Below are 24,789 nucleotides of genomic sequence, written 5' to 3'. Positions count from 1 at the left end.
CTTCATCAGCACCGGGACGGGAGCGGGTGGCGGCGTTCCCAGCGGGTCTCGCCGTCGTGGACGAGGTCGGTGGCGTGCAGACCGGCGCGAGCGGCGACGGCGGCGGAGGCTGCGTGGTCGGGGTGGACGTGGGCGACGACCGTGCCGATGCCCTGGGCGTCGCACCAGGCGACCAGGGCGCGGGCGGCCTCGGCGGCCAGACCCCGGCACTGCCACGGCACCCCGATCACCCAGGCGATCTCGGCCGTCCCTTCGTCGACGGTCGCCTGCACGTAGCCGGTCAGGCGGCCGTCGGCGCGCAGGCGCAGCACCCAGTTGTGCCAGCCGGACGGGCCCGCGACCAGGCGTTCGTAGCGGGCGCGCAACTCCTGCTCAGTGGCGGGGACGCCGCCGATGAACTCGTGCAGGCGCTGGTCGGCGAGCACGGCCGCCATCTCCGCGGCGTGCTCCACCCGCAGGGGCACGAGGGTCAGGCGAGGGGTCTCGATGACGTCCGCGGGGCGGTCCGGGTGGGAGGTCATTCCTGCAGCATAGGGGGGTGGAGGAGTTCGGCCGGGCCGCGGCGGTAGAGCTTGGCGGGGCGGCCGCCGTCTCTGGTGGTGGTGGCGCCCGTCTCCACCAGGAAGCCCTCGGCCTTGGTGACCTTCCGGTGGAAGTTGCGGGGATCGAGGGGGCGGCCCCAGACGATCTCGTACACCCGGCGCAGGTCCGCGACGGTGAACTCCGGCGGGCAGAAGGCCGCGCCCAGGGACGTGTACTCCAGCTTGGCCCGGGCCCGCTCGACCCCGTCGAGCATGATGCGGCGGTGGTCGAAGGCCATGACGTTCAGCGCCTCGACCGGCTGCCAGCTCATGTGCGCCTTCTCCGAGGCCGGCAGGTCGGGGGCCAGACCCAGGTAGGCGACGCTCAGGACGCGCTGACGCGGGTCGCGGTCGGGGTATCCGTACGTCTGGAGCTGCTCCAGGTGCACCGGGGCGCCCGGGAGGCCGGCGCGCTCGGCGAGGACGCGGTGGGCGGCGGCCGGCAGGTCCTCGTCGAGCTGGATGAAGCCGCCGGGCAGCGACCAGCGGCGCAGGAACGGCGGGTTGTCGCGCCGCCACACCAGAGCGCTGAGAGCATGGTTGCGTACGGTGAGCACGACCAGGTCGACGCTGACCGGGATGCTCGGGACCATGGACGGCACGTTACACGGAGTCCCGTCTGCCCTATGCGGATATGCGTACGTGGAGCGGCGTCGTGGCCTGCTTACCCGACGCCCCCTTGATCCCTATCTTGACCCATTCCCCGGGCGGCACCTGGGTCCAGTCGAACGGCACCCAGGCCGTCGCCATCCGGGCCGGGTGCTCGTCCAGCGGGTCCTTGTCCAGCCAGCCGACGGCCGAGACCACCAGCTCCTTGGTGCCGCCGGACCATTCGAGCAGGACTGTGCTGCCGTCGAGGTTGTAGCCGCGCACCTCGACGCCGTCCTGGGGGTCGCGGGGCCGCCTGATGGCGTCCACGGCGATCGGGCGCTGCCAGTCGGAGGCGATCTCGTCCTGGAGCGAGGGGTCGCCGCAGGTCATGAAGTCGCTCCACATGTAGGAGACGATCTTCTGGACGTACCGGCCGGCCATCGTGACGGCCTGGTCGAGGCGCTTCTTGTCGGTCTGGCCGCGGGTGCCCTGCGGGGCGCACGGCTGCTTGCCGGACGGCTCGAACGCCTCCACGTTCGCCCACAGCTCCACCTCGTGACCGGCCTGGAGCATCTCGTCGCGCGCCTTGGCCATCTCCCGGTAGTAGTCGCGGGTCGAGCCGTGGTACGCGGTGCCGTACGCGGCCTCGCCCACCACCGGACGCAGCCGGTCGTCCACCTCGGTGTCGCGCTCGTCCGGCCAGAACAGGCCGACCTTGCCCGTCCCGCGGCTGTCCTGCGGGGCGATGATGCCGACACCGGTCCTTGCCAGCGCCTTGAACGCCTCGGCCACCTGCGCCGGCGTCTGACCGAAGCCGACCCGCTTGCGGGCGTCGAGGTACGGGCTGATCAGAATCGGTTTGCCCAGTTCCTGCTCCACGATCCGGTGCTGGTCGGCGTACACCTCAAGGGTGGGATTGGTGGCCAGCGTGGCGCCCATCTGCACCTCGAACGGCTGGTAGACGCCGCCCAGCGCCTGCCGGTCGGCGAAGCGCACGCCGTAGTCCTGGAGGATGCGCCGGGTCAGCGTGGTGAGGGTGCCGATGTGCCGCTTGTTCGCCCTGGTCGGCGTCGCGGGGTCGCGCGGGGCGAGCGGCAGCGCGGGGAACACCCGCATGCCGAACTGGTCGGCCAGGTCGAGCAGCTCCTTCAGGCTGTCCTTGGCCGAGCCGGCCACCAGGATCATGTCGTAGGAGGTGGCCTTCTTGCTGAAGTCGCAGGTGGAGTCGTCGGAGCCGTCGGGCGGGGTGACCATGCGGTAGTAGATCCGGTCGCCGACCTTGACCCGGTGTTCCATCTTGGGGCAGCGGAACAGGTCGTCGCCGAACGCCTCGTCGGTGCGGTAGACGTACGTGCGCCCGACCCGGTTGCCGGGGTTGGCCTTCCTCAGGTCCTGCTCAAGCACGTCGCGGCAGCTCAGGCCGTCTTCCTCGCACGCCTTGTACAGCGGGTCGAGCGAGCCGTCCTTCGCCAGCACCTCGCCGGTGTCGGAGACGCCGCGGAACTGCAGGCCGTACCCGATCCTGATGATCGTGTCGCCGCCGGCGCGGTGGATCTCCTGGAGCTGGTGACGCCAGGTGCAGGGGTTCGACTTCGGCGTGATCCAGTAGCCGGTGACGGCGTAGAAGTTCTTGGTGGTGGTGTCGAACGTTCCACAGGGGTCGGTGAACTCCTTGACCTTCGGCGGCGGCGGCTTCGACACCGTCCTGGACGGCTTCGGCGTGCTCGACGAGGACGCAACCGGCCGCTCGGACGACGACGGGAAAAGGATGATCACCACCGCGACCACGGCCAGGACGGCTGCGCCCACGAGCAGGAAGAGCCATCGCACGTTCAGGAACCTACCGCTTTCGTGATCTGCCGGAGATAACCGCTATCGCGTGATACCGGCCCATGCCTCAAGCTGGGACACGAACCGCTTGGCAGAGTTCGGCCAGTGGTGGTTCGCGCGGGCCGCCGCGTAACCGCGAGCGCCCTGCGCCCGCCGTTCGCGCACGTCGTCCCGCAGCGTCAGCACCGCCTGCGCGACGGCCTTGGGGTCCTCCCAGGGCACCACGACCCCGCTGTCGTACCGCTCCACCAGCTCGACCGCGCGCGGCGACGGCGTCGTGATGACCGGGATGCCGTGCGCCATGTACTCAATGATCTTGGTGGGCATCGAGTGCCGGTAGTTGGGCTCGTCGTGCAGCAGCGACAGCCCGGCCAGCGCACCGTCGAGCCGCTTGAGCGCCTCGTCGTTGGGCATGAAGTCGCGCCACTCCAGCAGGCCGTCGGCGACGGCCTGGTTGAGCATGGGACGGCTCTGCGGATCGGCGTACCCGATCAGCTCCACCGCCACCCGGTACGGCTGGAGCAGCTTGGCCACCTCGACGGCCTCGAACACGCCGCGCGCCCGCGACAGCCACCCGAGGTAGACCACCCGGTCGTCGCCCGGAGGCGTCACCGAGTCCGGCACCCACGTCTCGTTCGGCACGATCAGATGGGCGTGCTTGAACCGGCCCGCGTAGGCGGTCTCGGCCAGCAGCAGGTTCATGTGCCGCTCGGCCGTGCCCTCCAGCATGCGGGCGAAGAAGCGCACCGGCGGGCGCAGGAACGAGGGCAGCCACGGCTTGAGCGAGAGCGTCGCCGGGGTGTCCTCGTGCACGTCCCACACCACCGGCGGCCGGTTGCGCACGCCCCAGACCGCGAACAGCAGCTCGGGGTCGTGGATCAGGACCAGGTCGACCTTGTTCCGCATGCGCTTGAACAGCCGCCGGGCAGCCCAGACGGCCGCCATGCGTTTGCGCTGGGCGGCCCTGGGCAGATCGACCCCGTTGACCCATGGACGCGGTACGACCCCGTGCGCCGTGAAAGAGGCGGCATACGTGACCTCATGACCGGCATCCACGAGGGCACGGATCTGCCGATGCAGAATTCTCGCGTCCTCGGGGTTATGCACCACCGTCATGACGAGCACGTGCACTGCGCGCAGCCCTCCGTCGCTACAGCCGCTCGACGCGTTCACCCTCGGTGAGCACACCGCGGGTGTCCAGCACGAGCTTGGCCTTAGCCTCGACCATGGCCAGATCGAACGCGGCGTGCTGCTGCAACAGCAGCGACACGTCGGCGTTGACCACGGCCTCGGTCAGGTTCTCTTCCCGTGGCACCGGAGTACCGTCGACCGACCACTCCTTGACGTACGGATCGGCGAACGAGAGCTCGGCCCCCAGCTCCAGCAGCGCACGCGCCACAGGCAGAGCCGGAGTTTCCCGTTCGTCGGCGATATCCGGTTTGTACGTGACGCCGAGCATAACCACTCGGGCGCCGTTCACGGGCTTCTTATGTCTGTTCAGCAGTCGCTGGACGCGGGCCACCACGTAGGACGGCATGCGCTCGTTGATCTCCTGGGCCAGCTCCACGAACCTGAACGGGTACCCGAGCTTGCGCACGGTGTACGACAGGTACGAGGGGTCCACGGGGATGCAGTGACCGCCGACGCCCGGCCCCGGCAGGAACTTCTGGAAGCCGAACGGCTTGGTGGCCGCGGCCTCGATCGACTCCCACAGGTTGATGCCGAGCTCGTCGCAGAAGATCGCCATCTCGTTGACGAGGGCGATGTTGACGTGCCGGTAGGTGTTCTCCAGCAGCTTGGCCATCTCGGCCTCGCGGGTGCCGCTGACCGGCACCACCTGCTCGATGAACTGCTTGTAGAACTCCGTCGCCCGGTCGCGGCAGACCGGCGTGTAGCCGCCCACGACCTTCGGGGTGTTCTTGAGCCCGAACTTCGGGTTGCCCGGGTCGATGCGCTCGGGCGAGAAGGCCAGGTGGAAGTCCACGCCGGCGGCCAGGCCCGACTGCTCCAGCAGCGGGCGGGCCACCTCGTCGGTGGTGCCGGGCCAGGTGGTCGACTCAAGGACGACGAGCGTGCCCTTGCTGAGGTTGCGGGCGACGGTCTGGGTCGCGCCCTCGACCGCGGACAGGTCGGGACGGTGGTCCTCGTCCAGCGGGGTGGGAACGCAGATGACGATCGTGTTGCTTCTGGCCAGCACGGACTCGTCCAGCGTCGCGCTGAATCCGTTCGCCAGCATGTGATCGAGGTCAGCGTCGGTCAGGTCATCGATGTAGGACTGCCCGGCGTTGAGCGCGTCGACCTTCCGGGGGTCCACGTCCACGCCGACGACCCGGAGCCCGGCGGCGACCGCTTCCTTCGCGAGCGGCATGCCGACGTAGCCCAGGCCGATGACAGCCAAGTCGATTTCTGTCACAGCAGTGCCTTCGAGAGCCGGAAACAACACTTCATGGTCGCAAAGGTTATCTCAAGTCCACCTAGCTCACGCCTAATGCGACCGAACCCGTCACAACGTACAGGCAACGTGGAGGTCATCTTTCGGCAAGCGATCGGTATAGAGCTTGATAAGTCTCGGCAACGCGACTCCACGTCCGCTTCGCCGCGACTTCGGCCCGTCCGGCCTCGCCCATCTCCGAGCGCCTGGCCGGGTCCTCGCGGAGGCCGGCGATCGCCTTGGCCAGCTCGGCCGGGTCGCCCGCCGGGACCAGCAGGCCGGCCCCGTCGGAGCCGACCAGCTCCGACAGCGCGGGCAGGTCGCTGAGCACCACCGGCTTGCCGAGCGCCATCGCCTCGACGGGCTTCAGGGGCGTGACGAGCCGGCAGACCCGCAGGTCCTCGCGCGGGCAGGCGAAGATGTCGATGGCGTCCTGGGCCTGCAGCGCCTCGTCGGGGCCGACCCGTCCGGGCAGGACGGCGTCGCGCAGCCCGAGATCCTCGACCAGGGCGAGCAGGTTCTCCCGCTCGGCGCCGTCGCCCACGATGAGCACCCGCACCGGCGTGCGCTCGTCGCGCAGCAGCGCGGCGGCGCGCAGCAGGGTCGCGAAGCCCTCGTAGGCCACAATGCTGGACACCGAGCCGACCACGATCTCGCCGGGGGCGATGCCGTACGCGTCGCGGAAGGACGCGCCGTCGTAGTGGGCCGACAGCAGGGTGTCGTCGACGGCGTTGGGCGCCAGGTGGATGCGCTCCCTGGGCACGCCCCGCTCGACGATCTCCGTGGCCATCGTCTCGGCCAGCGTGACGACCGCGTCGGCCTCGCGCATGAGGAACGCCTCGCGCTCGCGCTGGAGCACGTGCCGCTGGCTGCCGACCCGGATCGGGTCGCGCGAGGCCCACGTCTCCTCCAGGAAGCCGCGTACCTCGTAGACGAAGGGGGTGCCGGTCCGGTCGCGGACGGCGTGGGCGACCGAGCCGTTGCGGTGGTCGGTGGCGGCGTGCAGGACCTGCGGCCGCAGCTGCTCGACCAGGCGGGTGACGCCCTCGGCGCCCTTGACCATGCGGCCGCGCATCTCGAACGGCACCTCGCCGTGCCCGTCGGGCAGCAGGCGGTAGTACGGGATGCCGTCGATCTCCTCGTGCGGGGGCGCGTCGGCGTGGCCCTGGAGCATCGGCCAGCCCCAGCTCGTCACCACGTGCGGGTCGAGCCCGGCCGCCTTCTGGGAGGAGACGATCCGGTGGGTGCGCACGGTGTAACCGGCCTGCGTGTACGGCAGCGCGTTGGTGACCAGGTGCAGCACGCGACCCGCGACGCGCTCACCGATGGCGATCTTCGGCGCGGGCGGGATCGGGTCGGGGCTGATGGCGGCCAGCTCGCCGCGGTAGTAGGCGGCCCTGCGCTTGACGAAGGGGTACTTCGTGTACGCGTCGAGCACGTCGGCGGCCTCGGAGACCCGGCCGGCGTCCCAGTGGGCCTTGGCCTCGTTCCACGGCGCCTTGATCATGCGCATGCCGAGCTTGCGGACCATGCGCCGGGCGCCACGGGCGGCGGGCCAGGCCACGCTGCCGACGATCGGGCGGAGCTTGGGCGGGAGCGCGTCGGCGGCTGCCTGCGCCACGCGGACGGGGTCGGACTTGACCTTCGTCACGACGACGCGGGAAACGATGACGGGGTGCTGGACGAAGCCTTTGAGAAGTCCCCCGACGCCGGCCCGGGCGGACTTCGCGGAAACCTTGGAGGAGTCTTGACGACTGGCGTCGGATGCCACGCTGGGACCGTACCATAGGCAGCGTTTTTTCCCTTCCGCTATGAAAGGCGAGGTCAATGAGGGAGAACCCCCTGGTCCTGCACGTTTTGGGTGCTCGTCCCAATTTCGTGAAAGCGGCCCCGGTGGTGCGTGCACTCGGTGAACTCGGCGTACGGCAGGGCATCATCCACACCGGGCAGCACTACGACGCGCTGATGTCGGACGTCTTCTTCGCCGACCTCGGGCTGCCCGAGCCGGTGGCCAACCTGGCGGTGGGCTCCGGCACGCACGCCAGGCAGACCGCGGCCCTGCTCGTGGGCCTGGAGGACGTATTCGTCGCCCAGGAGCCCGACCTCGTCGTGGTCTACGGCGACGTGAACTCGACGCTGGCCGCGATCCTGGTCGCCGCCAAGCTCGGCATCAGGACCGCGCACGTCGAGGCCGGGCTGCGCTCGTTCGACCGGGGCATGCCCGAGGAGGTCAACCGGGTCGTCACCGACGCGCTGGCCGACCTGCTGTTCGTCACCTCGCCCGAGGCCCTGGCCTACCTGGCGTCGGAGGGCGTTCCGCCCGCGAAGGTGCATCTGGTGGGCAACCCGATGATCGACAGCCTGTTCGCCGCGCTGCCCTCGCTGGACCCGGCGCCCGTGGTGGCGCGGCTGGGCCTGCCGGCCCGGTACGCCGTGGCGACCCTGCACCGCCCGGCCAATGTGGACACGGCCGAGGCCGCCAGGGAGCTGGTCGAGGCCGTGCTGGAGGTGTCGCGGCGGACGCCGGTCGTGGTGCCGGTGCACCCGCGCGGCAAGGCGCGGCTGGCCGAGGCGGGCCTGGTGGACGGTGACACGATCAAGGTCATCGAGCCGCTGGGTTATGTGGACTTCCTCTCACTCGTCCGGGGCGCGGCGCTGGTCGTCACCGACTCCGGCGGCGTGCAGGAGGAGACGACCATGCTGGGCGTCCCCTGCCTGACGCTGCGGCCCAACACCGAGCGGCCGATCACGATCACGCACGGCACGAACCGCCTGGTCACGCCCGCGCTGCTGCCCGCCGCGGCGGAGAAGGCGCTCGCCGACGGGGCCGCCACACCGGCCGGCGAGCTGCCGGTGATGTGGGACGGCAAGGCCGGTCCGCGCATCGCGACGGTGATCGCGGCGTGGCTGAAGGGCGACAACCTGGCCCCTGCTTCCCAGGCCAAACGCCCCGAATAGCGGCTGAATCCGCCGTACTATGACATACCTCCGCTGAGCGATAGGCGTATCACCATGGCCGAAAACCCTGAGCCCCCCGCATTCCAGCGACTGGGTCCCGTCAACTGGCTGCCCGAGGAGCGCAAGCTCGTCGAGCGGTACGAGACCGAGGTCAGGGAGCTGCGGCGGCGGCTGGAGATCGCCGAGGCCAAGGCCGCGTACGCCGGCTGGAAGCTGGAGGCCACCCAGGCCAAGCGCACGTTCAAGCTGGGCGAGGCCCTGGGCTCGAAGAGCCCGGGGAAGATCGTCGAGGCGGTCAGGTCGAAGGACAGGGCGCCCAAACCGCCTATGCCGGTCACCGAGGCCGTCGAACTGGCCAACCACCGGCCCCCGCTGGTCGAGGTGCCCACGGCGAAGTGGCCGCTCGGCCCGGTCAACCGCCCCGACCTCAAGGTCGCGGTGATCCTGGACGACTTCTCCAGGATGGCCTTCAGGTACGAGTGGGACCAGATCGAGTTCGGCCTCAAGGACTGGCCGGAGATCTTCGCCGAGAAGCGCCCCGACCTGCTGTTCTGCGAGTCGGCCTGGCACGGCAACCAGGGCCGCTGGCGCTACCAGATGACCGGCACGAACGCCCCCAAGGACCCGCTGCGCGACCTGGTCGCCTGGTGCCGCTCCGAGGGCATCCCGACGGTCTTCTGGAACAAGGAGGACCCGCCGAACTTCGACTTCTTCATCGACACGGCCAAGCTGTTCGACTACGTGTTCACCTGCGACGGCGACATGGTGCCGAAGTACCGCGAGGTGCTGGGCCACGACCGGGTCGACGTGCTGCAGTTCGCCGCCCAGCCGCGGGTGCACAACCCGATCCAGCAGAAGCAGGGCCGCCTGCACGACGTCGTCTTCGCCGGCATGTACTTCCGCGACAAGCACCCCGAGCGCCGCGAGCAGATGGAGACCGTGCTCGACCCGGTGCGCGAGCTGGGCCTGCACATCTTCGCCCGCAACGGCGAGGTGGACGAGAAGTACGCCTGGCCGGAGAAGTACCGGCCGCACATCGTGGGCGAGCTGCCCTACGACCAGATGCTGGCCGCGTACCGGATGTACAAGGTCTTCCTCAACGTCAACTCGGTGCTCGACTCGCCGACCATGTGCGCCCGCCGCGTCTTCGAGCTGTCGGCGTGCGCGACCCCGGTGGTGACGGGGTGGTCGCGGGCGATCGAGGAGACGTTCGGCGGGCTGATCCCGATCGCGCGGGAGCCGGTCGAGTCGTACAACCAGGTGCTGCACCTGATCAACAGCCCCGAGCTGCGGGCCAGGATGGGCCACCTGGCCATGCGGGAGGTCTTCGACAAGCACCTGTTCTCGCACCGGGTGGACCAGATCCTGCAGAACCTCGGCCACGCCACCGCGCCCCGGTCGCGTTCGATCTCGGTCGTGCTGCCGACCAACCGGGCCGCGCAGATCGAGCACGCGATCTCGTCCGTGGCCCGGCAGCTGCACCGGCCGCTACAGCTGATCATGGTCCTGCACGGGCTGGACATCGACCCGGTGGTCGTGGCCGACAAGGCGCGCATGGCCGGCATCACGGACGTCGTGGTCCTGCCCGCCGCCCCGGAGCTCTCACTCGGCGCCTGCATGAACCTGGGCATCGCCGCCGCCGAGGGCGACCTGATCGCCAAGATGGACGACGACAACCTCTACGGCGAGCACTACCTGTCGGACCTCGTGCGCGCGTTCGACTACTCCGACGCCGAGCTGGTCGGCAAGGGGGCGCACTACGCGTACTTCGAGGGGAGCAACACCACCATGCTCCGCCTGCCCGGCCTGGAGCACCGGTACTCCTTCCTCGTCCAGGGCGGCACGTTCCTCGGCAAGGCGGACATGTTCCGCTCGTACGGCTTCGCGGACATCACGCGGGGGGAGGACACGCACCTGGTACGCCGGCTGAAGGAGGACTCCGTCAAGATCTACTCGGCGGACCGCTTCAACTTCGTCTACTGGCGCAGCGCCGACGCCTCCATGCACACCTGGCAGGCCGACCACATCAAGCTGACCCGCAACGCGCAGTTCTCCTTCGTCGGCCGCCCGGACGACCACGTGCTCATCTGAGACTCAGCGGGTGACGCGGGCCAGGTTCTGGTCGGCGAGGCGGGCGAGCTCGTACAGGCCGGCGGCCTTCACCTTCTGGCCGACGACGAGCATGCTCATGATCAGGTGGGCCCGCCTGATCACGACCGACCCGATCTGGGCGCGCTTGTCGCCGCCGGAGGCCGTCGTCAGGTACGCCCGCGACTCGTCGCCCTTGGCCGGCATGGCCAGCTTCTCGGTGCGGTAGGTCACGTCCGCGCCCTCGACGGTCGCCTTGTACAGGGCGCACTGCGGCGGCAGCGGCGCGGGCATCGACGCCTCCGGCATCGACACGACGGCCTGCGTGATCGAGCCGCGCGCGGCGGAGAAGGCGATCACGGCGGCGGGCGCGCGGGCGACCTCCGGCTTGGCCGCGTCGAGCTGGGCGGCCCCGGCGCACTCCGGACGTTCCAGCTTGGCCTGCTGGATGGCGGCCAGCCCCTCCTGGGTGGACTTGAGCGAGCCGAACGCCCCCATCTCCGGCCCGTACGCGATGCGCATGCCCTTGGGCACGGGCAGCAGGGCGGATCGCAACCTGGCGGCCTCCACCGCCGAGGAGGACGCGGAGGGCTGTGCCGACCCGGCGGCCTGGTCACCGGCCTCGCCGGAGGAACATCCGGCGAGGACCATCATGCTCAGACATACCCCCGAAATAGCCTTAAGCACGAATTCTCCCCTTGCTCTAGCGGCTTTTTGGAAAACGCTAGAGGAGGCGGCGAGTAAGGAGCCGAGTAACGTCGCTATTCGCGGGATTCAGCGGGTTCGCGAGGGATTTCGGGTTCGCTGCCGTTCCCGCTTCGTCCGTGAGGTTCGGCGCCGTTCCGAGGTTCGGCGCCGTTCCGGCCTCCGCCGTCGAGCAGCGCCCTGGCCAGGCCGAGCCCGGTGCCGCCGAGCGTGAGCGCCTTGGCCAGAAGCTCCTCCACGCCCTGGGCGCCGTTCAGCACGACCATGTGGTCCACGTTCCCGAACGCCTTCGCGCCCGCCTCGACGACCTCCGGCCAGCGTTCGGCGAGCTGCTGGGCGATGACCGCCTCCTGGTTCTCCTTCAGCGCCTCGGCCCGCGCCCTGATCGCCTCTGCCTCCGCCAGGCCCAGCGCCCTGGCCGCCTGCGCCTCGGCCAGCCCGCGCGCCTGGGCGGCCTGGGCCTCCGCCTCACCGGCGATCTTGGTGGCCGCGCCGGCCGCCTCGCCGCGCAGCCGTACGGACTCGGCCTCGGCCGCGGCGGCCAGCTTGACCTGGCTCGCCTGGGCGCCGGCGCGCAGCTCGGTCTCCTGGGCCTCGGCCTGGGCCTGGGCGATCCGGGCGTCCCGGTCGGCCTGCGCCAGCGTGACGGTCTCGTACGCCTTGGCGTCGGCGGGCTTGCGCACCTGCGACTGGAGCCGCTGCTCGGCGAGCTGGGCCTCCAGCTCGGCGGCCCTGGTCTCCTGGACGACGACCTCCTGCCGGGCACTGGCCTCCGACAGCGGCCCCGACTGCCGGGCCGTGGCCTGGGCCCGGTCGATCTCGGCCTGGTAGGCGGCCCGCTTGATCTGCGCGTCACGCTGGGCCGCGGCCTTGTTCGCCTCGGCGATCTGCTCGGCCTCCGTGGCCTCCTGGTCGCGCTGGGCCTGGGCGATGCGGGCGACGGCGGCGACCCTGGCGGCGTGCGGCTTGCCGAGGTTGGCGATGTAGCCGGTCTCGTCGTCGATCTCCTGGATCTGCAGCGAGTCGACGATCAGCCCGAGCTTGCTCATCTCGTCGGCGGCCGAGGCCCTGGTCTCGCTGGTCAGGCGTTCGCGGTTGAGTATCAGGTCCTCGATGGTGAGGTTGCCGATGATCGAGCGCAGGTGCCCGGTGAACAGCTCGTGGATCGCGCTGGTCATGAAGTCCTGCTGGTCGAGGAAGCGGCGGGCGGCGTTGGCGATCGAGGACAGGTCGTCGCCGACCTTGTAGATGACCACGCCGCGGATGTGCACGGGGATGCCCTGCTGGGTGACGCAGGAGACCTGGAGGTTGGCGGCCCTGGTGTCCAGGCGCAGCCGCCGGGCGGCCTGGAAGCCGGGGAGCACGGCCGCGCCCTTCCCTGTGATGATCTTGAAGCCGAGGCTGTCGACGCCCTCGCCGCGCCGACGCGCCCCGAGGCCGGAGATGATCAGCGCCTCGTTGGGCTCGGCGACCCGCCAGACGGCTTTGAACAGCAGGATCACGATGACGACCGCGACGACCACGGCTGCGGCGACGATGAAGACCTCGGGGGACATCGGCCCTCCCTAGACGAGTGCTCTGGCCACGTAAACCGTCCGCGGGGGGAAGTACTCCACCACGACGACGATGGTTCCGAGGCCGAACTCCTCGTCGGGCACGCTGGGGTGGGCGTAGAAGGCCTCCACCCCGCCCCTGACCGGGACCATGACCTCGCCGACGAGCCCAGGGCCGATCTTTCCGGTGACCCTGCCCTGCTTGCCGACCACCGCGCTCCCCCCGCTCACTTCTCTTCCGGACGCTACTCCAAATGGGCATTCGCGGTAATAGGCCACGCAAAATGTTTCTCGAACCGCTGCGCGCCCCTGTGGGGCTTTTGGCCGAAGTGCCGATGATCGCCCTCATGAGCATGAATCCGCGCGACCTCGGGATGGATGTGCCCATTTCCCGCCGGGACTTGTTCGACGGGATAACGGTGAGCGCTCTGGGATGCTCGGCGGCGAAAGCCGTTGTCAATGTGACGGAGCCGGCCGGCGGGCTGCGCGGGGACACCGCTCAGGCGGTCGCCGTGCCGCACGCCCTGCGCGACGGCCGTTTCTGGCAGCACGCGGGCCCGCCCGAGCCCACCGGCGAGAGCTACGACCTCGTGGTGGTGGGCGGTGGTCGCAGCGGCCTCAGCGCGGCCGAGGAGTGGCTGCGCGGGCGTCCGGGGGCCCGCGTGCTCGTGCTGGACAATCGCGACCCCGGTGAGCACGGCGGCCCGGCGGGGTTCGACGCGCGCCCGGCCGTACGCGTGATGTGCGACAGGGAGAGCTTCGGGGCCGACACCCTGGTCCCGGCCGGCCGGCTGGAGGACCTGCCGCTGCCCGCGCGGGCCGTCGCCGACCTGCGCAGGTTGCGCGACGACCCGCCCGACTGGTTCCCCGGCCTGTCGCAGGAGGACAAGCAGGAGCGCCTGGCCGGGCTGACCTACTCCCGGTTCCTGCTGGAGGTCTGCGGCGCGCACCCCGACGCGGAACGCTTCTGCCGGACGCTGCCGTGCGCCGAGCGGGCCTACGACGGCCGGGCGCTCGGCGCGGTGGACGCCTGGGCCGCCGGATATCCGGGGTTCGGCGGCCTCGGGCTCGACAAGCCCTCGCGGTACGCCTCGGCCGCCGGGCCCCTGACCGGGAGCCTCAGGGCCGGGCGGGCGTCGCTGCGGCCGTCCAGCCCGGTGGTGTCGGTGCGGCACGGGGACGCGTCCGTGGTCGTCGCCTACTTCGACGGGCATCGGCTCAGGACCGTCGGCGCCGAGTCGGTGATCATGGCCTGCTGGAGCGCGGTCGTGCCGCACCTCGTGCCCGACCTGCCCGAGCAGCAGCGGCGGGCGTTGGGCCAGGCGGCCCGGCTGCCGGTCCTGGAGGCGACCGTACGGCTGCGCGGCGGACGGGCGCGGACCGGCCGCACCCGGTGGACGGGCGCGTTCTGGTGCCTGAGCGAGCCCGCTCCCGAAGGGCTGCGCCTGCTGGCCACGCCCTGCCGGTCGGAGCTGGGACCCGTCGCGGGGGCGGCTGCGGGCAGGCGGGAGATGATGGCGACGCCGTACGACCGGCTGGCGGACGGCGTGCGCGACCAGGTGACGCGGCTGCTGGGGCCCCGGACGGGCATCGAGGCGATCACCGTCCACCGCTGGGGGCACGGGCGGCCGGTGGCGTACTGCCGGCCCTGGCACCCCTTCCACCCCGACGGCCCCTACCCCGCCGACGTCGCCCGCAGGCGGTTCGGCCGGATCGCCATCGCCGGGTCGGACACCGAACCGGCGGCCGGCGCCGACGCGGCGGTGGTGGCCGCGCGCAGGGCCGTGCGGGAACTCACCGCGTGAGGCCCTGGCTGCGGGTCTTCCTGGGCGGCCTGGTCCTGTGGGCGGCCACGGTCGCCGTCACGGCCTGGACGGCCAACTCCAACCTCGTGCCGACCGTCGTGCTGTTCGGCAGCTTCCTGATCCCGGTGACGTTCGTGGTGTGGGCGCACGGGCGCGACCGCTCGCCGGTGGTCACGGTCGAGCTGCAGTTCAGGGCGTTCGTGGTCGGCGGCGTGCTCGGGGTGCTCGGCGCGTCGCTGCTGGAGAGCTGGCTGATCAGGCCCTCGCTCCTCATGTACGCACTGGTCGGCCTCATCGAGGAGGGCGTGAAGCTGGCCGCGCTGATGTACGTCACCCGGCACGCGGTCCGGCGCTCGGCCAAGGACGGCGTGGTGCTCGGCGCGACGGTCGGCTTCGGCTTCGCCGCCTTCGAGAGCTCCGGCTACGCCTTCAACGCCCTGTTCACCGCCGACGGCCTGTCGCTGGCGCAGCTCGTCGAGACCGAGATCCTGAGGGGCATCCTGGCCCCCGTGGGCCACGGCCTGTGGACCGCGATACTCGGCGGCGTGCTGTTCGCCGCCCACGGACGCCTCACCGGGCACGTCGTGTGGTGCTACCTCGGCGTCTCGCTGCTGCACGCGCTCTGGGACTCGATGAGCGCCATCGCCATCGCGATCACGCTGGTCCTGACCGGGCGGGCCTGGCAGTTCGAGCTGCTGCGGATCGGCCGGGTCCCGCACGTGAGCGAGTGGCAGGTGCACGTGTACACGCTGGTGAACTGGGCCGGGCTCATCGTGATCTCGCTGGTCGCGCTGGTCTGGCTCTGGCGGGTGCTGCACGCGGCCCGCCGGGAGACCGAGATCAGGCCCCAATAATCACGGTAATCATCCTGTTCCTCCCACTGCGCCGGAACCATAAACGGTGCTAGTCTCCTGTGCGATCTTCCGGAGGTGTATTTACACAAGGTGTGGAAATGCCCCCGACTCGAGGTTGGGACATGGGCTCGCGAAACCGGTCAATTCGGTTCAAGATCTTTTTATTGCTGCTGCTACCCCTCCTGTCTCTCAGTGCGCTGTGGGGTTTCGTCCTCAACCTGACCATGGGCGACGCACAGTCACTCCTCCGGGCCGACACGCTCTACGAGACGCTCGGCGTCACCTCCACCGACCTGGGCGTACAGCTCCAGGCCGAACGGGTGCGCTCCGCGGAGGCGCTCACTACCCGTGAACTCACCGAGGACCTGGGCGCGCAGCGGGCCCGCACCGACAGCGCGGCGGCCGACTTCGAGGAGGCCGTCACCGAGGCGGGCGACGCGATCGGCGACGACCTCCGGATACCGCTCGAAACCCTGACCTCCCACCTCGACCGGCTCAGCTCCATCCGCGCCGACATCGACGGCGGCCTCAGCTCCCGCCTGGCCGGCCTGGACGCCTACAACCAGGTGCTCGACACCGTCTTCTCGCTCTACGACCACCTGATCTCCGTCTCCGACCTCAGCGTCTTCCAGCAGGCCTCCTCGTTGCAGGCCATGGGCGGCGCCAGGGAGTACATCGCCAGGGAGCACGCCCTCATCGTCGGCGCCCTGGTGGACAGGCGGCTGACCGAGCCCGAGCGGTCGGCCTTCACCGAGTACGCCGCCTCCAGGAAGTTCCTGCACGCCCGCGGCCTGGCCGGGCTCGACGTGCCGCTGCGCAGGCCGTACGAGCAGGTGTTCGCGTCCCAGCCGTTCCTCACGTTCGCCTCGATGGAGGCCAGGGTCGTCAAGACCGGGACGCCGCCCGCCGACGCCGAGGCGTGGAAGAGCGCGGTGGACCGGCTCACGACCGAATTGGACCGCGACAGCGCGGCCGCCGCCAAGGCGCTGGCCGCCCGGACCGCGAAGGGCGCGACCGGCACGATCGTCAAGATCGCCGTCGCGGGCGGCCTCGGGTTGATGGCGGTGCTCGCGTCGATCATCATCTCTGTACGCTTCGGTCGGCGCCTGGCGGGCGAGCTCTACGGGCTGCGCACCGCCGCGATCGAGCTGGCGGAGGTGCGCCTGCCCGACGTCGTGGACAGGCTGCGCAAGGGCGAGGACGTTGACGTGCGGAAGGAGGCCAGGGCCATCAGGGTGAGCGGATCGGCGGAGATCACCGACGTGGGCAGGGCCTTCGCCTCCGTGCAGCGCACGGCGGTGACGGCGGCCGTCGGGCAGGCCGCGCTGCGCCGCGGGGTCGGCCAGGTCTTCCTCAACCTCGCCAGGCGCAAGCAGGGCCTGCTGCACCGGCAGCTCGGGCTGCTCGACGGCATGCAGCGCCGCACGCACGACCCCGACCGGCTGGAGGAGCTCTTCCGCCTCGACCACCTGACCACCCGCATGCGTCGGCACGCCGAGAGCCTGATGATCCTGTCCGGGTCGGCCCCCGCGCGGGCCTGGCGCAGGCCGGTGCCCGTGATCGACATCGTCCGGGCCGCGGTCGCCGAGGTCGAGGACTACACGAGGGTCAACGTCGAGGCCATGCCGGACGGCGCGGTCGACGGCGGGTCCGCGGCCGACCTCACGCACCTCGTGGCCGAACTGGTCGAGAACGCCACCATCTACTCACCGCCGGACACCGTGGTCCAGATCCGCGGCGACCTGGTCAGCAACGGCTATGCCATCGAGATCGAGGACAAGGGGCTCGGGCTGTCGGCGGTCGAGTACGCCGCGACCAACAAGCTGCTGGCCGCGCCGCCCGAGTTCGACCTGGCCGACAGCGACCGGCTCGGCCTGTTCGTGGTGGCCAGGCTGGCCGAACGCCACGGCGTCAAGGTCCAGCTCCGCCGCTCGCCCTACGGCGGCACCGCGGCCATCGTGCTCGTCCCCCGCTCGCTGGTGACCGAGCCGGCCGCGCTGACCGCAGGCGGCGGCGACGACCGGCCGCAGGAGCTGCCGAGCCGTACGAAGAAGGCGCTCGCGGTGGTCACCTCGGGCACCCACGCCGGACTGCCCAGGCGCGTGCGCCAGGCGAACCTGGCGCCGCAGCTCAAGGACGAACCGCCGGAGCCGGAGCCGCAGACCGAACGCTCTCCCGACGAGGTACGCGACCTGTTCTCCGCGTTCCAACGGGGAACCCAACGTGCCCGAGAAGAAGCCTCTGAGGAGGAGCCCATGAGCAAGGGGGACGCATGACTGCGCAAACCACCAACACCGGTGAGCTGAACTGGCTGCTCGACGACCTGGCAACCAGGGTCGCCGCCGTCCGCCAGGCGGTCATCCTTTCCACCGACGGCCTGGCCGTCGGGTACTCCAAGGGATTGACCCGCGAGGACGCCGAGCACCTGTCGGCCGTGGCTGCGGGCTTCCAGAGCCTGGCCCGGGGCACCGGACGCCATTTCGGCGGCGGCGACGTGCGCCAGACCATCGTGGAGATGGAGAGCGCGTTCCTGTTCGTCACCGCGGCCGGACAGGGCACCTGCCTGGCCGTGATCGCGGAGGCGAACGTCGACGTCGGGCACATCGCGTACGAGATGGCGATGCTGGTCAAGCGGGTGGGCCAGCACATCACCACCAACCCGCGCGCGGGAACGGCATGACCGACGCCCCCCGCTGGTACGACGAGGAGGCCGGGCCCGTCGTCCGGCCCTTCGCCCTCATCCGGGGCCGGACGCGTTCGTCGGGCGACGCCTTCGACCTCGTCGCGATCGTGCGCGCGCTCGCCGACCAGGCGGACGACCTCGGTCCGGAACAGCAGCTCATCCTGCGGGCGGCGCGGAGCCCGATCTCCGTGGCCGACCTGGCCGTCGAGCTCGACCTGCCCGTAGGCGTCGTCCGGGTGCTGCTCGGCGACATGCGTGACCACGGCCTCATCTCGGTGACGTCGCCCTCGGCAACGGGGTCGCGTTCCAATGAGCGCATTCTCAAGGAAGTGATCAATGGACTCCGTGCTCTCTGAGGACCCCGTCGCGCTGAAGATCCTCATCGCGGGCGGGTTCGGCGTCGGCAAGACCACCCTGGTCGGGTCGATCAGCGAGATCAAGCCGCTGCGCACGGAAGAGGTGCTCTCCGACCGCGGGATCGGGGTCGACGACCTCGACGGCGTGGAGGGCAAGACGACCACCACCGTGGCGATGGACTTCGGCCGCATCACGATCCGCGACGGACTCGTCGTCTACCTGTTCGGCACGCCCGGCCAGGAACGGTTCTGGTTCATGTGGGACGAGCTGTCCTACGGCGCGCTCGGCGCGGTCGTGATCGCCGACACCCGGCGGCTGACCGACTGCTTCCCGTCGGTGGACTACTTCGAGCAGCGCGGCACGCCGTTCGTCGTCGCCGTCAACTGCTTCGAGGGCACCGCCCAGCACAGCGTGGACGACGTGCGCATCGCGCTGGACCTCGACGACGACGTCCCCGTGATGCTGTGCGACGTGCGGCGCAGGGCCTCGGCCAAGGAAGTGATGATCACTCTGGTCGAGCACTCCCTGCGGACGCTCACCGCCGCGAACTAGCGCGCGGCCCGTCGCCGGGCTACAGCGCGCGCAGCCCGTTGATCACCTCGCGGAGCAGGCTCTCCGTCGGGGTGGCGGTCTTGTCGCGCGGCGGGCGCACGTCGATCAGGTCGTACTCCAGCAGGTCGCCGAGCAGCACGCGGATCACGCCCACGGGCAGCCCGAGCTCCGAGGCGACCTCGGCGACCGGCCTGGACCGGCCGGACAGGCAGCCCATCAGCCGCCGGTGCTGGCCGCTCAGCTCGGCCTTGGCCGGCGCGGGCCGTCCCGTCGAGACGACGGTCGCCAGCAGATCGAGGGCCGGGGACGAGGGCCTGGTGCGCCCCCGCGCCACGGCGTACGGCCGGACGACGGGCCCGGCCTCCTCGTCAACCCACTCGTGCTCGCGGCTCACGGTCGGGAACCCCCATCCTGGTCGCTGTCCTGCCGCCCCCGCTGCCATCCGGACTGGAGTGAGGAGAGCAGCGCCCTGGCCTCCTCAGGGGAACGCTCCTCCGCCACGGGAACCGGGGACGCCGGCACGGGAGAGGGCGCCTGCCTGAGCCGCTGCCGCTGCGGCAGGTTCGTCTGCCGTTCGCGGCGTGGCAGCTCGGGATCCTCGACCGCGGCGGGTCCCGCGCGCTTGCTGGTACGGACCCGGCGCGGCAGCTCGCCCGGCCCGGTCATCTCCCCCGCGTCCATCGGCCGGTCGGCCCGGAGGACGGAGACGGGCTCGAACTCCAGCGGGCGCGCCGGGGTCGTCATGGGCTCGACCAGCGATCCCGGCACGAGCACGATGGCGGTCGTGCCGCCGTACGGGGACAGCTTGAGCGTCACCTTGATGCCGTGCCTGGCGGCCAGCATGCCGACCACCGCGAACCCCAGCCGCTCGGTCTGCGCGGGGTCGAACTCGGGCGGGCTGGCCAGCCGGTCGTTGATGACCCTGCGGGTCTCCTCGTCCATGCCGAGGCCGCGGTCCTCGATCTCGACCGCGAAGCCCCTGCCGACCATCTCACCGCGCACCGAGACCTCGTTGGCGGGCGAGGAGAACGACGTCGCGTTCTCGATCAGCTCGGCGAACAGGTGCATGAGGTCGGCCACGGCCGAGCCGGACACGCCGCACTCGGGCATCGGGTAGACGCGGACCCGGGTGTACTCCTCGACCTGGGCGGCGGCGCCGCTCAGCACGTCCTCGACCGGGATGACGCCGCGCCACCTGCGGCCCGCCGTGCCGCCCGAGAGCAGCACCAGGCCCTCGGCGTGGCGGCGCATGCGGGTGGTCAGGTGGTCGAGCCGGAACAGGCGCTCCAGGGCCTCGGGCTCCTCGGTCTGGCGCTGCATCTCGTCCAGCATCCGGAGCTGGCGCTGGAGCAGCGACTGGCTGCGCCTGGCCAGGTTCCGCAGCGCCTCGGCCACGCCCTCGCGCAGCCTGGCCTGCTCGACGGCGGCGTCCACGGCGGTGCTCTGCACGCTGTCGAAGGCCGCGGCGAGGTCGGCGACCTCGCTGGTGGCGTCGCCGCCGACCTTGATGGGCGGCGCCTCGGACTCGATGTCCACCCGCTCGCCGGTACGCAGCTTCGCCACCACGTCGGGGAGCCTGACCTCGGCCAGGTCCAGCGCCGTACGGCGGAGCGTGGCCAGCTCCCTGGTGATCCTGCGGCCCACCCGGACGGAGATGAAGATCGAGAAGGCCACCGCGATGAGCCCCAGCGCGCCCGCGATCGCGGCCCTGACCACGATGACCACGCCGGCCGGCTGCATCCGGTTCAGCAGCTTCTCACCGGTGCCCCAGACGGCCTCGCTGTAGTCCTTGAGCACCTGGTCGGCGATGCCGCGCCACAGGTCCATGTCCGCCGGCTGGCCCGCGACGAAGCTCCGCAGCAGGCTCTCCATGGTGATGTACCTGGAGGAGTAGAACAGCTTCTCGAACGGCGCCCGCAGCTCGGTGTCGAGGTTGGCCAGCGCCTTGGGGAACAGGAACGTGCGGGTGCCGTCGATGCCGGCCAGCAGGTGCACGTCGTGCATCGAGGGACGGCCGTTGGAGCCGACGAGCAGGGCGTTCTCGCGGCTGAGCAGCTCGCGCACCTCGTCTGCCGCGATCAGGCCGTGGGCCTGGAGGGAGAGTTCGAGATCGGTGCTGACGGTCAGCCTGGAGTACAGCAGGTGGACCTCGTCGGAGACCTTGGCGTACTCGGTGACCAGGTTGCCGGGGGTGAGCCGGCGCTCGTCGACCTTGCGTCTGACCTCGGGGAGCCGGTCCACGGTCTCCAGCACGACCTGGAACTGCTTCTTCATGTCCTCGGTCATGGCCGACTGGACGTCCTCCGCCAGGCCCTGCTCGCGCAGGGTCTTCCTGCTGGCGTCCACCTTGGCGCGGGCCTTGGACAGGGCCGCCTGTTCGATCGCCGTGCCCGCGACGCGTTCGGCGGAGGCCAGGCGTTCGGTCTGGAGGCTGGAGACCAGGTCGTCGGCGTTGTTGATCACACTCCCCCAGATCGCATCGATCTTGAAGAGGTTCAGCGCCTCACCCGTGGTCGTGCTCGCGGCGAAGCCCCAGAGCGCGACCAGGGAGATCAAGGGGATGACGAGCAGCGTCGAGATCTTGAATCGGATGGATCTGCCCGATGCCATGACACCTGCTCCCGCATAGAAGATCGCGGGAGAGAATAGCATCGAAACAGACGGGATTAAGATCGACTAGCGATAAATCTGTGATATGTCGGGAAATTTGCGTCTACAGGGTGCTTCGGGGCGCGGGGCGGGGCCCACGTGAGCCACAGCGCCCACGCCGCCAGCAGGCCGAGCAACGACACCTCAGCGCCCAGCAGCAGCCGCTCGACCAGCCCGATCATGACCCGCTCCCCCGGCAGGGCCACGTACGTGATCGCCAGCAGCCCGAACCCGCCCGCCAGGGCCACCCACTCCACGGCCCGCGCGACGGGCTTCCAGTGGACGTCCGCGGTCAGCCTGGGCACCAGCAGGGCCCCGGCGGCCGGGAGGCTCACGAACGCGGCGATCGACACGTACCGGTGAACCTGGGCCGCGAGGTCGAGATCGAGGCCGAGGGGGACGGTCGGGATGACCGCCACCACGACCAGCGCCGCCGACCACACGATGAGCAACTTCTCCGGCAACCCCCGGATCGGCGCCCCCATCCTCCTCAGCGCGGCCAGCAGCGCGAGCGACCCGATCCCGAGCACCGCCATCGCGACCTCCGTGACGCCCCCGCGGTCGGTCACGGCGTACTCGCTGATGGTCACGTTCATGGGGTCGAGGTAGGGGTCGGGCCCGAAGTGACCGACCAGGATCGCGACCACCGAGAACACGATCGATGCACAGGCGATCAGGGGGTAGAGCCTCGCCGGGGTCATGAGGGCCCTCAGGCTCACGCTCCAGGGCGCTCTCGCGACTCTCACTCTGCTGTTCGGCACTGCGGTCATGTGCCCAACTCTCCCGCGCCCAGGCGTGGCGGCACATCAGGCGCCGCCCCCGACCCGTCCCTGACTCCGACCCTGAGTCCCTCCCGGCCTCCCCCCGGGGTCGTCCGGCGTCGCCGCTAGTCGAGCACGTGGGACGTGGCCCTGGCGTAGCGGGCGCGGATCTCCGGGACGGCCGGGGCGTCGTAGGTCGCGGTGTCCTCGGTCCGCCAGTCGGGGGTCGTGAGGAGGGCGGCGGCCTGGCGGGCGGCGCCGTCGGCGACGTACTCGCCGGGCGGCGGCACCGCGATCGGCACGCCGAAGACGGTCGGCGCGACGCGGCGTACGGCCTCGGAACGGGCCGCGCCGCCGATCAGCAGCACCCGCTCCGGTCGTGTGCCGAGCGCGTCGAGGGCGTCGGCGAGGCCGCACAACATGCCCTCGACGGCCGCGCGGGACAGGTGGGCCGGGGTCGAGGTGGCCAGCGTGAGCCCCAGGACCGAGCCCGTGGCGGTGGGCCGGTTGGGGGTGCGCTCCCCCTCCAGGTAGGGCACCAGCGTCAGCCCGCCGGCCCCCGGCGGGGCCTGGAGCGCGAGGTCGCTCAGCTCGTCGAGGCCGACCCCGGCCAGCCCGGCGGCGGCGTCGAGGACCCGCGCGGCGTTGAGCGTGCACACCAGCGGCAGGAAGCGCCCGGTGGCGTCGGCGAACCCGGCGACCGCGCCGGTGGGGTCGGCGCTCGGCGTCTCCGCGACCGCGAACACCGTGCCGGATGTGCCGAGCGAGACCACCACGTCACCCGGCCCGGCCCCGACGCCCAGCGCGGCCGCCATGTTGTCGCCGGTGCCCGGCGCGAGCAGCGGCCCGGCGGAGGCCGGGTCGCCCGCCCGGTCGGCGGGCCCCAGCACGCGGGGCAGCAGCGGGACCGCGCCGAAGGCGGCCTTGAGCAGGTCGGTGCGGTAGGCGCCGGTCGCCGGGGACCAGTAGCCGGTGCCCGAGGCGTCGCCGCGGTCGGTGGCGAGCAGGTCGAGCGGCGGCGGGGGCGCGTCGTGCCAGGCCGCGAGGTCGCCGCCCAGGGCGAACGCGCCCGCCAGCCGCCAGGTCAGCCAGTCGTGCGGCAGGCAGACCGCCGCCGTGCGGCGGGCGTTGCCGGGCTCGTGTTCAGCCAGCCATCGCAGCTTGGTCACGGTGAACGAGGCGACGGGCACCGAGCCGACCGCCTCGGCCCAGGCCCCCGGCCCGCCCAGCTCCGCCACCAGGTCGGCGGCGGACCGGGCGGATCGGGTGTCGTTCCAGAGCAGGGCGTCGCGCACGACGTCTCCCGCCTCGTCGAGGCAGACCATGCCGTGCTGCTGCCCGGCCACGCTGACGGCCGCGACGTCGGCGAGCCCGCCGGCCTCCTCGACGGCCCGCAGCAGCGCGGCCCACCAGTGGGAGGGGTGGATCTCGGTGCCGGCCGGATGGGCGGCGCGGCCCTGCCTGACCAGCGCGCCCGTCTCGGCGTCACGAATGACGACCTTGCAGCTCTGCGTGGAGGAATCAACCCCAGCGACCAGCGTCACCCGAACTCCTTATGCCTGCTCCAGGGCGAGATGGTTGAGATGGTATCCGCGTCCGGGAGTGACATTAAGGAGCAATTTGGGGCGATTCACAGCCCCGAGGGGTCGCGGCCGACGCTGATCTCCTCGGCGATCTTGCGGATCTCCGCCACCTCGAGACCTGGAGCCTTGGGCAGGTGGCGCAGCAACGCCTCCATGACGACGGGCACGGGCTGACCCGCCATCAGCCCGGCGATGCCGTGGACCGTCCGGAACAGCGCCTCTTCGGTGTCGTGCATCGGCAATCCCCTCGTTCGGGCCTCGTCGGCTACCGGGAGAGGCTACGGCCTGGCCACGACAGTTCGCTCGCTACCGCTCCAGCGTGTCCCGTACGGCCGAGCAGATCGCGCCGAGTTCCCGCACCTGCTCGGGGCTGAGGACGTCGAACAGGCTCCGGCGCACCTCCTCGACGTGGCCGGGCGCGGCGGCGGCCAGCGTGGCGAATCCCTCGTCCGTCAGGACGGCGACGTTGCCCCTGCCGTCGGCCGGGCAGCGCTCACGACGCACCCACCCGCGCTCCTCCAGGCGGGCCACGGCGTGCGAGAGGCGGCTCTGGGAGCTCTGGGCCCTGGCGGCCAGCTCACTCATGCGCATCGCCCGCTTCGGCGCCTCCGACAGCGCGACCAGGATCATGTAGTAAGTGTGCGGCATGCCCGCCTCGCGCTGGAGCTGCCGGTCCAGCGCCTCGTTGATGAGCTGGCCGGCGGCCAGGAAGTGGCGCCAGGTCTGCTGCTCGTCCGGATCCAGCCATCGGGTCACCCTCTCATTTTAGTTGAACTCTCATATACTCTGACCGGGAGAAACAGGTGAA

General features: G+C 71.0%; 23 protein-coding genes. 8 read left to right on the top strand and 15 right to left on the bottom strand.

Annotated elements, in window-relative coordinates; genetic code table 11:
* Nucleotides 1–5: 5 nt before the first annotated feature.
* The 6 genes from ACWCSU_RS13540 to ACWCSU_RS13515 form a co-directional block, all read right to left on the bottom strand.
* Nucleotides 6–521, bottom strand: a complete 516-nt coding sequence (locus ACWCSU_RS13540; RefSeq protein WP_449935137.1) for a GNAT family N-acetyltransferase — start codon at nt 519–521, stop codon at nt 6–8.
* Complete coding sequence (locus ACWCSU_RS13535; protein WP_357692835.1) at nt 518–1,174, bottom strand: NUDIX hydrolase; 657 nt, start codon at nt 1,172–1,174, stop codon at nt 518–520. Before ACWCSU_RS13535 ends, ACWCSU_RS13540 begins: the two co-directional genes overlap by 4 nt.
* A 31-nt stretch (nt 1,175–1,205) precedes the next feature.
* Nucleotides 1,206–3,002, bottom strand: a complete 1,797-nt coding sequence (locus tag ACWCSU_RS13530; RefSeq protein ID WP_449935135.1) for a DUF4434 domain-containing protein — start codon at nt 3,000–3,002, stop codon at nt 1,206–1,208.
* A 42-nt stretch (nt 3,003–3,044) separates the two neighbouring features.
* Nucleotides 3,045–4,133, bottom strand: a complete 1,089-nt coding sequence (locus ACWCSU_RS13525) for a glycosyltransferase (RefSeq protein WP_357692839.1) — start codon at nt 4,131–4,133, stop codon at nt 3,045–3,047.
* 19 nt (nt 4,134–4,152) lie between these two features.
* Nucleotides 4,153–5,415, bottom strand: a complete 1,263-nt coding sequence (locus tag ACWCSU_RS13520) for a nucleotide sugar dehydrogenase (RefSeq protein WP_449935134.1) — start codon at nt 5,413–5,415, stop codon at nt 4,153–4,155.
* A 115-nt stretch (nt 5,416–5,530) separates the two neighbouring features.
* The gene (locus tag ACWCSU_RS13515) at nt 5,531–7,084 is read right to left on the bottom strand and encodes a glycosyltransferase family 4 protein (RefSeq protein WP_449935133.1); all 1,554 of its coding nucleotides are present in this window, start codon (nt 7,082–7,084) and stop codon (nt 5,531–5,533) included.
* A 176-nt stretch (nt 7,085–7,260) separates the two neighbouring features.
* Between ACWCSU_RS13515 and wecB the strand changes: the two genes are divergently transcribed.
* Both wecB and ACWCSU_RS13505 read left to right on the top strand, forming a co-directional pair.
* Nucleotides 7,261–8,391, top strand: a complete 1,131-nt coding sequence (gene wecB / locus ACWCSU_RS13510; protein WP_357692845.1) for a non-hydrolyzing UDP-N-acetylglucosamine 2-epimerase — start codon at nt 7,261–7,263, stop codon at nt 8,389–8,391.
* Between the two features lie 54 nt (nt 8,392–8,445).
* Nucleotides 8,446–10,482, top strand: a complete 2,037-nt coding sequence (locus tag ACWCSU_RS13505; protein WP_357692847.1) for a glycosyltransferase family protein — start codon at nt 8,446–8,448, stop codon at nt 10,480–10,482.
* A 3-nt stretch (nt 10,483–10,485) separates the two neighbouring features.
* Here the strand turns inward: ACWCSU_RS13505 and ACWCSU_RS13500 are convergent, their stop codons facing one another.
* From ACWCSU_RS13500 to ACWCSU_RS13490, 3 genes are all read right to left on the bottom strand, one after another.
* Nucleotides 10,486–11,133: a hypothetical protein gene (locus ACWCSU_RS13500; RefSeq protein ID WP_364083054.1), complete on the bottom strand. Its 648-nt coding sequence runs from the start codon at nt 11,131–11,133 to the stop codon at nt 10,486–10,488.
* Nucleotides 11,134–11,240: 107 nt separating this feature from the next.
* Entirely contained in the window at nt 11,241–12,740 is a 1,500-nt protein-coding gene (locus tag ACWCSU_RS13495; RefSeq protein ID WP_357692851.1) for an SPFH domain-containing protein, read from the bottom strand.
* Nucleotides 12,741–12,749: 9 nt separating this feature from the next.
* Nucleotides 12,750–12,968 carry a hypothetical protein gene (locus ACWCSU_RS13490; protein ID WP_357692853.1) on the bottom strand — a complete coding sequence of 73 codons (219 nt, stop codon included), beginning with the start codon at nt 12,966–12,968 and terminating at the stop codon, nt 12,750–12,752.
* A gap of 230 nt (nt 12,969–13,198) precedes the next feature.
* On the opposite strand from ACWCSU_RS13490, the gene ACWCSU_RS13485 reads away from it, so the two are divergent.
* The 6 genes from ACWCSU_RS13485 (at nt 13,199) to ACWCSU_RS13460 (ending at nt 18,988) form a co-directional block, all read left to right on the top strand.
* A complete protein-coding gene (locus tag ACWCSU_RS13485; RefSeq protein ID WP_449935132.1) occupies nt 13,199–14,542 on the top strand; it encodes an NAD(P)-binding protein in 1,344 nt (447 codons plus the stop codon).
* Nucleotides 14,539–15,396, top strand: a complete 858-nt coding sequence (locus ACWCSU_RS13480) for a PrsW family intramembrane metalloprotease (RefSeq protein ID WP_364083061.1) — start codon at nt 14,539–14,541, stop codon at nt 15,394–15,396. The genes ACWCSU_RS13485 and ACWCSU_RS13480 overlap by 4 nt, the downstream gene beginning before the upstream one ends.
* Before the next feature lie 164 nt (nt 15,397–15,560).
* Nucleotides 15,561–17,672 carry a sensor histidine kinase gene (locus tag ACWCSU_RS13475; protein ID WP_449935131.1) on the top strand — a complete coding sequence of 704 codons (2,112 nt, stop codon included), beginning with the start codon at nt 15,561–15,563 and terminating at the stop codon, nt 17,670–17,672.
* Nucleotides 17,669–18,076 (top strand): roadblock/LC7 domain-containing protein, encoded by a 408-nt coding sequence (locus ACWCSU_RS13470; protein WP_357692861.1) that lies wholly within the window; start codon nt 17,669–17,671, stop codon nt 18,074–18,076. Before ACWCSU_RS13475 ends, ACWCSU_RS13470 begins: the two co-directional genes overlap by 4 nt.
* The gene (locus tag ACWCSU_RS13465; RefSeq protein ID WP_449935130.1) at nt 18,073–18,435 is read left to right on the top strand and encodes a DUF742 domain-containing protein; all 363 of its coding nucleotides are present in this window, start codon (nt 18,073–18,075) and stop codon (nt 18,433–18,435) included. The genes ACWCSU_RS13470 and ACWCSU_RS13465 overlap by 4 nt, the downstream gene beginning before the upstream one ends.
* Nucleotides 18,416–18,988 carry a GTP-binding protein gene (locus ACWCSU_RS13460; RefSeq protein WP_357692865.1) on the top strand — a complete coding sequence of 191 codons (573 nt, stop codon included), beginning with the start codon at nt 18,416–18,418 and terminating at the stop codon, nt 18,986–18,988. Before ACWCSU_RS13465 ends, ACWCSU_RS13460 begins: the two co-directional genes overlap by 20 nt.
* Nucleotides 18,989–19,007: 19 nt before the next feature.
* Here ACWCSU_RS13460 and ACWCSU_RS13455 read toward each other — a convergent pair whose 3' ends face one another.
* The 6 genes from ACWCSU_RS13455 to ACWCSU_RS13430 form a co-directional block, all read right to left on the bottom strand.
* Nucleotides 19,008–19,382, bottom strand: a complete 375-nt coding sequence (locus ACWCSU_RS13455) for a DUF742 domain-containing protein (protein WP_357692867.1) — start codon at nt 19,380–19,382, stop codon at nt 19,008–19,010.
* A complete protein-coding gene (locus ACWCSU_RS13450) occupies nt 19,379–21,598 on the bottom strand; it encodes a sensor histidine kinase (RefSeq protein WP_449935128.1) in 2,220 nt (739 codons plus the stop codon). The genes ACWCSU_RS13455 and ACWCSU_RS13450 overlap by 4 nt, the downstream gene beginning before the upstream one ends.
* A 56-nt stretch (nt 21,599–21,654) precedes the next feature.
* Nucleotides 21,655–22,338 (bottom strand): DUF998 domain-containing protein, encoded by a 684-nt coding sequence (locus ACWCSU_RS13445; protein WP_449935127.1) that lies wholly within the window; start codon nt 22,336–22,338, stop codon nt 21,655–21,657.
* A gap of 185 nt (nt 22,339–22,523) precedes the next feature.
* A complete protein-coding gene (locus tag ACWCSU_RS13440; protein WP_449935126.1) occupies nt 22,524–23,942 on the bottom strand; it encodes a xylulokinase in 1,419 nt (472 codons plus the stop codon).
* An 86-nt stretch (nt 23,943–24,028) separates the two neighbouring features.
* Nucleotides 24,029–24,217, bottom strand: coding sequence for a hypothetical protein (locus ACWCSU_RS13435; protein ID WP_357692877.1), 189 nt, complete (start codon nt 24,215–24,217; stop codon nt 24,029–24,031).
* A 70-nt stretch (nt 24,218–24,287) separates the two neighbouring features.
* Nucleotides 24,288–24,737: a MarR family winged helix-turn-helix transcriptional regulator gene (locus tag ACWCSU_RS13430; RefSeq protein ID WP_357692879.1), complete on the bottom strand. Its 450-nt coding sequence runs from the start codon at nt 24,735–24,737 to the stop codon at nt 24,288–24,290.
* Nucleotides 24,738–24,789 lie beyond the last annotated feature (52 nt).

This window comes from Nonomuraea sp. NPDC001699 (genome assembly GCF_053596455.1).
This window is presented reverse-complemented; position numbering and strand designations above follow the sequence as displayed.

Excerpts from the sequence above, each read along its gene's own strand:
- ACWCSU_RS13540 (WP_449935137.1), bottom strand. The coding sequence starts at position 521 with ATGACCTCCCACCCGGACCGCCCCGCGGACGTCATCGAGACCCCTCGC.
- ACWCSU_RS13435 (WP_357692877.1), bottom strand. The coding sequence starts at position 24,217 with ATGCACGACACCGAAGAGGCGCTGTTCCGGACGGTCCACGGCATCGCC.
- ACWCSU_RS13495 (WP_357692851.1), bottom strand. The coding sequence starts at position 12,740 with ATGTCCCCCGAGGTCTTCATCGTCGCCGCAGCCGTGGTCGTCGCGGTC.
- ACWCSU_RS13445 (WP_449935127.1), bottom strand. The coding sequence starts at position 22,338 with ATGACCCCGGCGAGGCTCTACCCCCTGATCGCCTGTGCATCGATCGTG.
- ACWCSU_RS13460 (WP_357692865.1), top strand. The coding sequence starts at position 18,416 with ATGGACTCCGTGCTCTCTGAGGACCCCGTCGCGCTGAAGATCCTCATC.
- ACWCSU_RS13535 (WP_357692835.1), bottom strand. The coding sequence starts at position 1,174 with ATGGTCCCGAGCATCCCGGTCAGCGTCGACCTGGTCGTGCTCACCGTA.
- ACWCSU_RS13505 (WP_357692847.1), top strand. The coding sequence starts at position 8,446 with ATGGCCGAAAACCCTGAGCCCCCCGCATTCCAGCGACTGGGTCCCGTC.
- ACWCSU_RS13500 (WP_364083054.1), bottom strand. The coding sequence starts at position 11,133 with ATGATGGTCCTCGCCGGATGTTCCTCCGGCGAGGCCGGTGACCAGGCC.
- ACWCSU_RS13450 (WP_449935128.1), bottom strand. The coding sequence starts at position 21,598 with ATGGCATCGGGCAGATCCATCCGATTCAAGATCTCGACGCTGCTCGTC.
- ACWCSU_RS13470 (WP_357692861.1), top strand. The coding sequence starts at position 17,669 with ATGACTGCGCAAACCACCAACACCGGTGAGCTGAACTGGCTGCTCGAC.
- wecB (WP_357692845.1), top strand. The coding sequence starts at position 7,261 with ATGAGGGAGAACCCCCTGGTCCTGCACGTTTTGGGTGCTCGTCCCAAT.
- ACWCSU_RS13465 (WP_449935130.1), top strand. The coding sequence starts at position 18,073 with ATGACCGACGCCCCCCGCTGGTACGACGAGGAGGCCGGGCCCGTCGTC.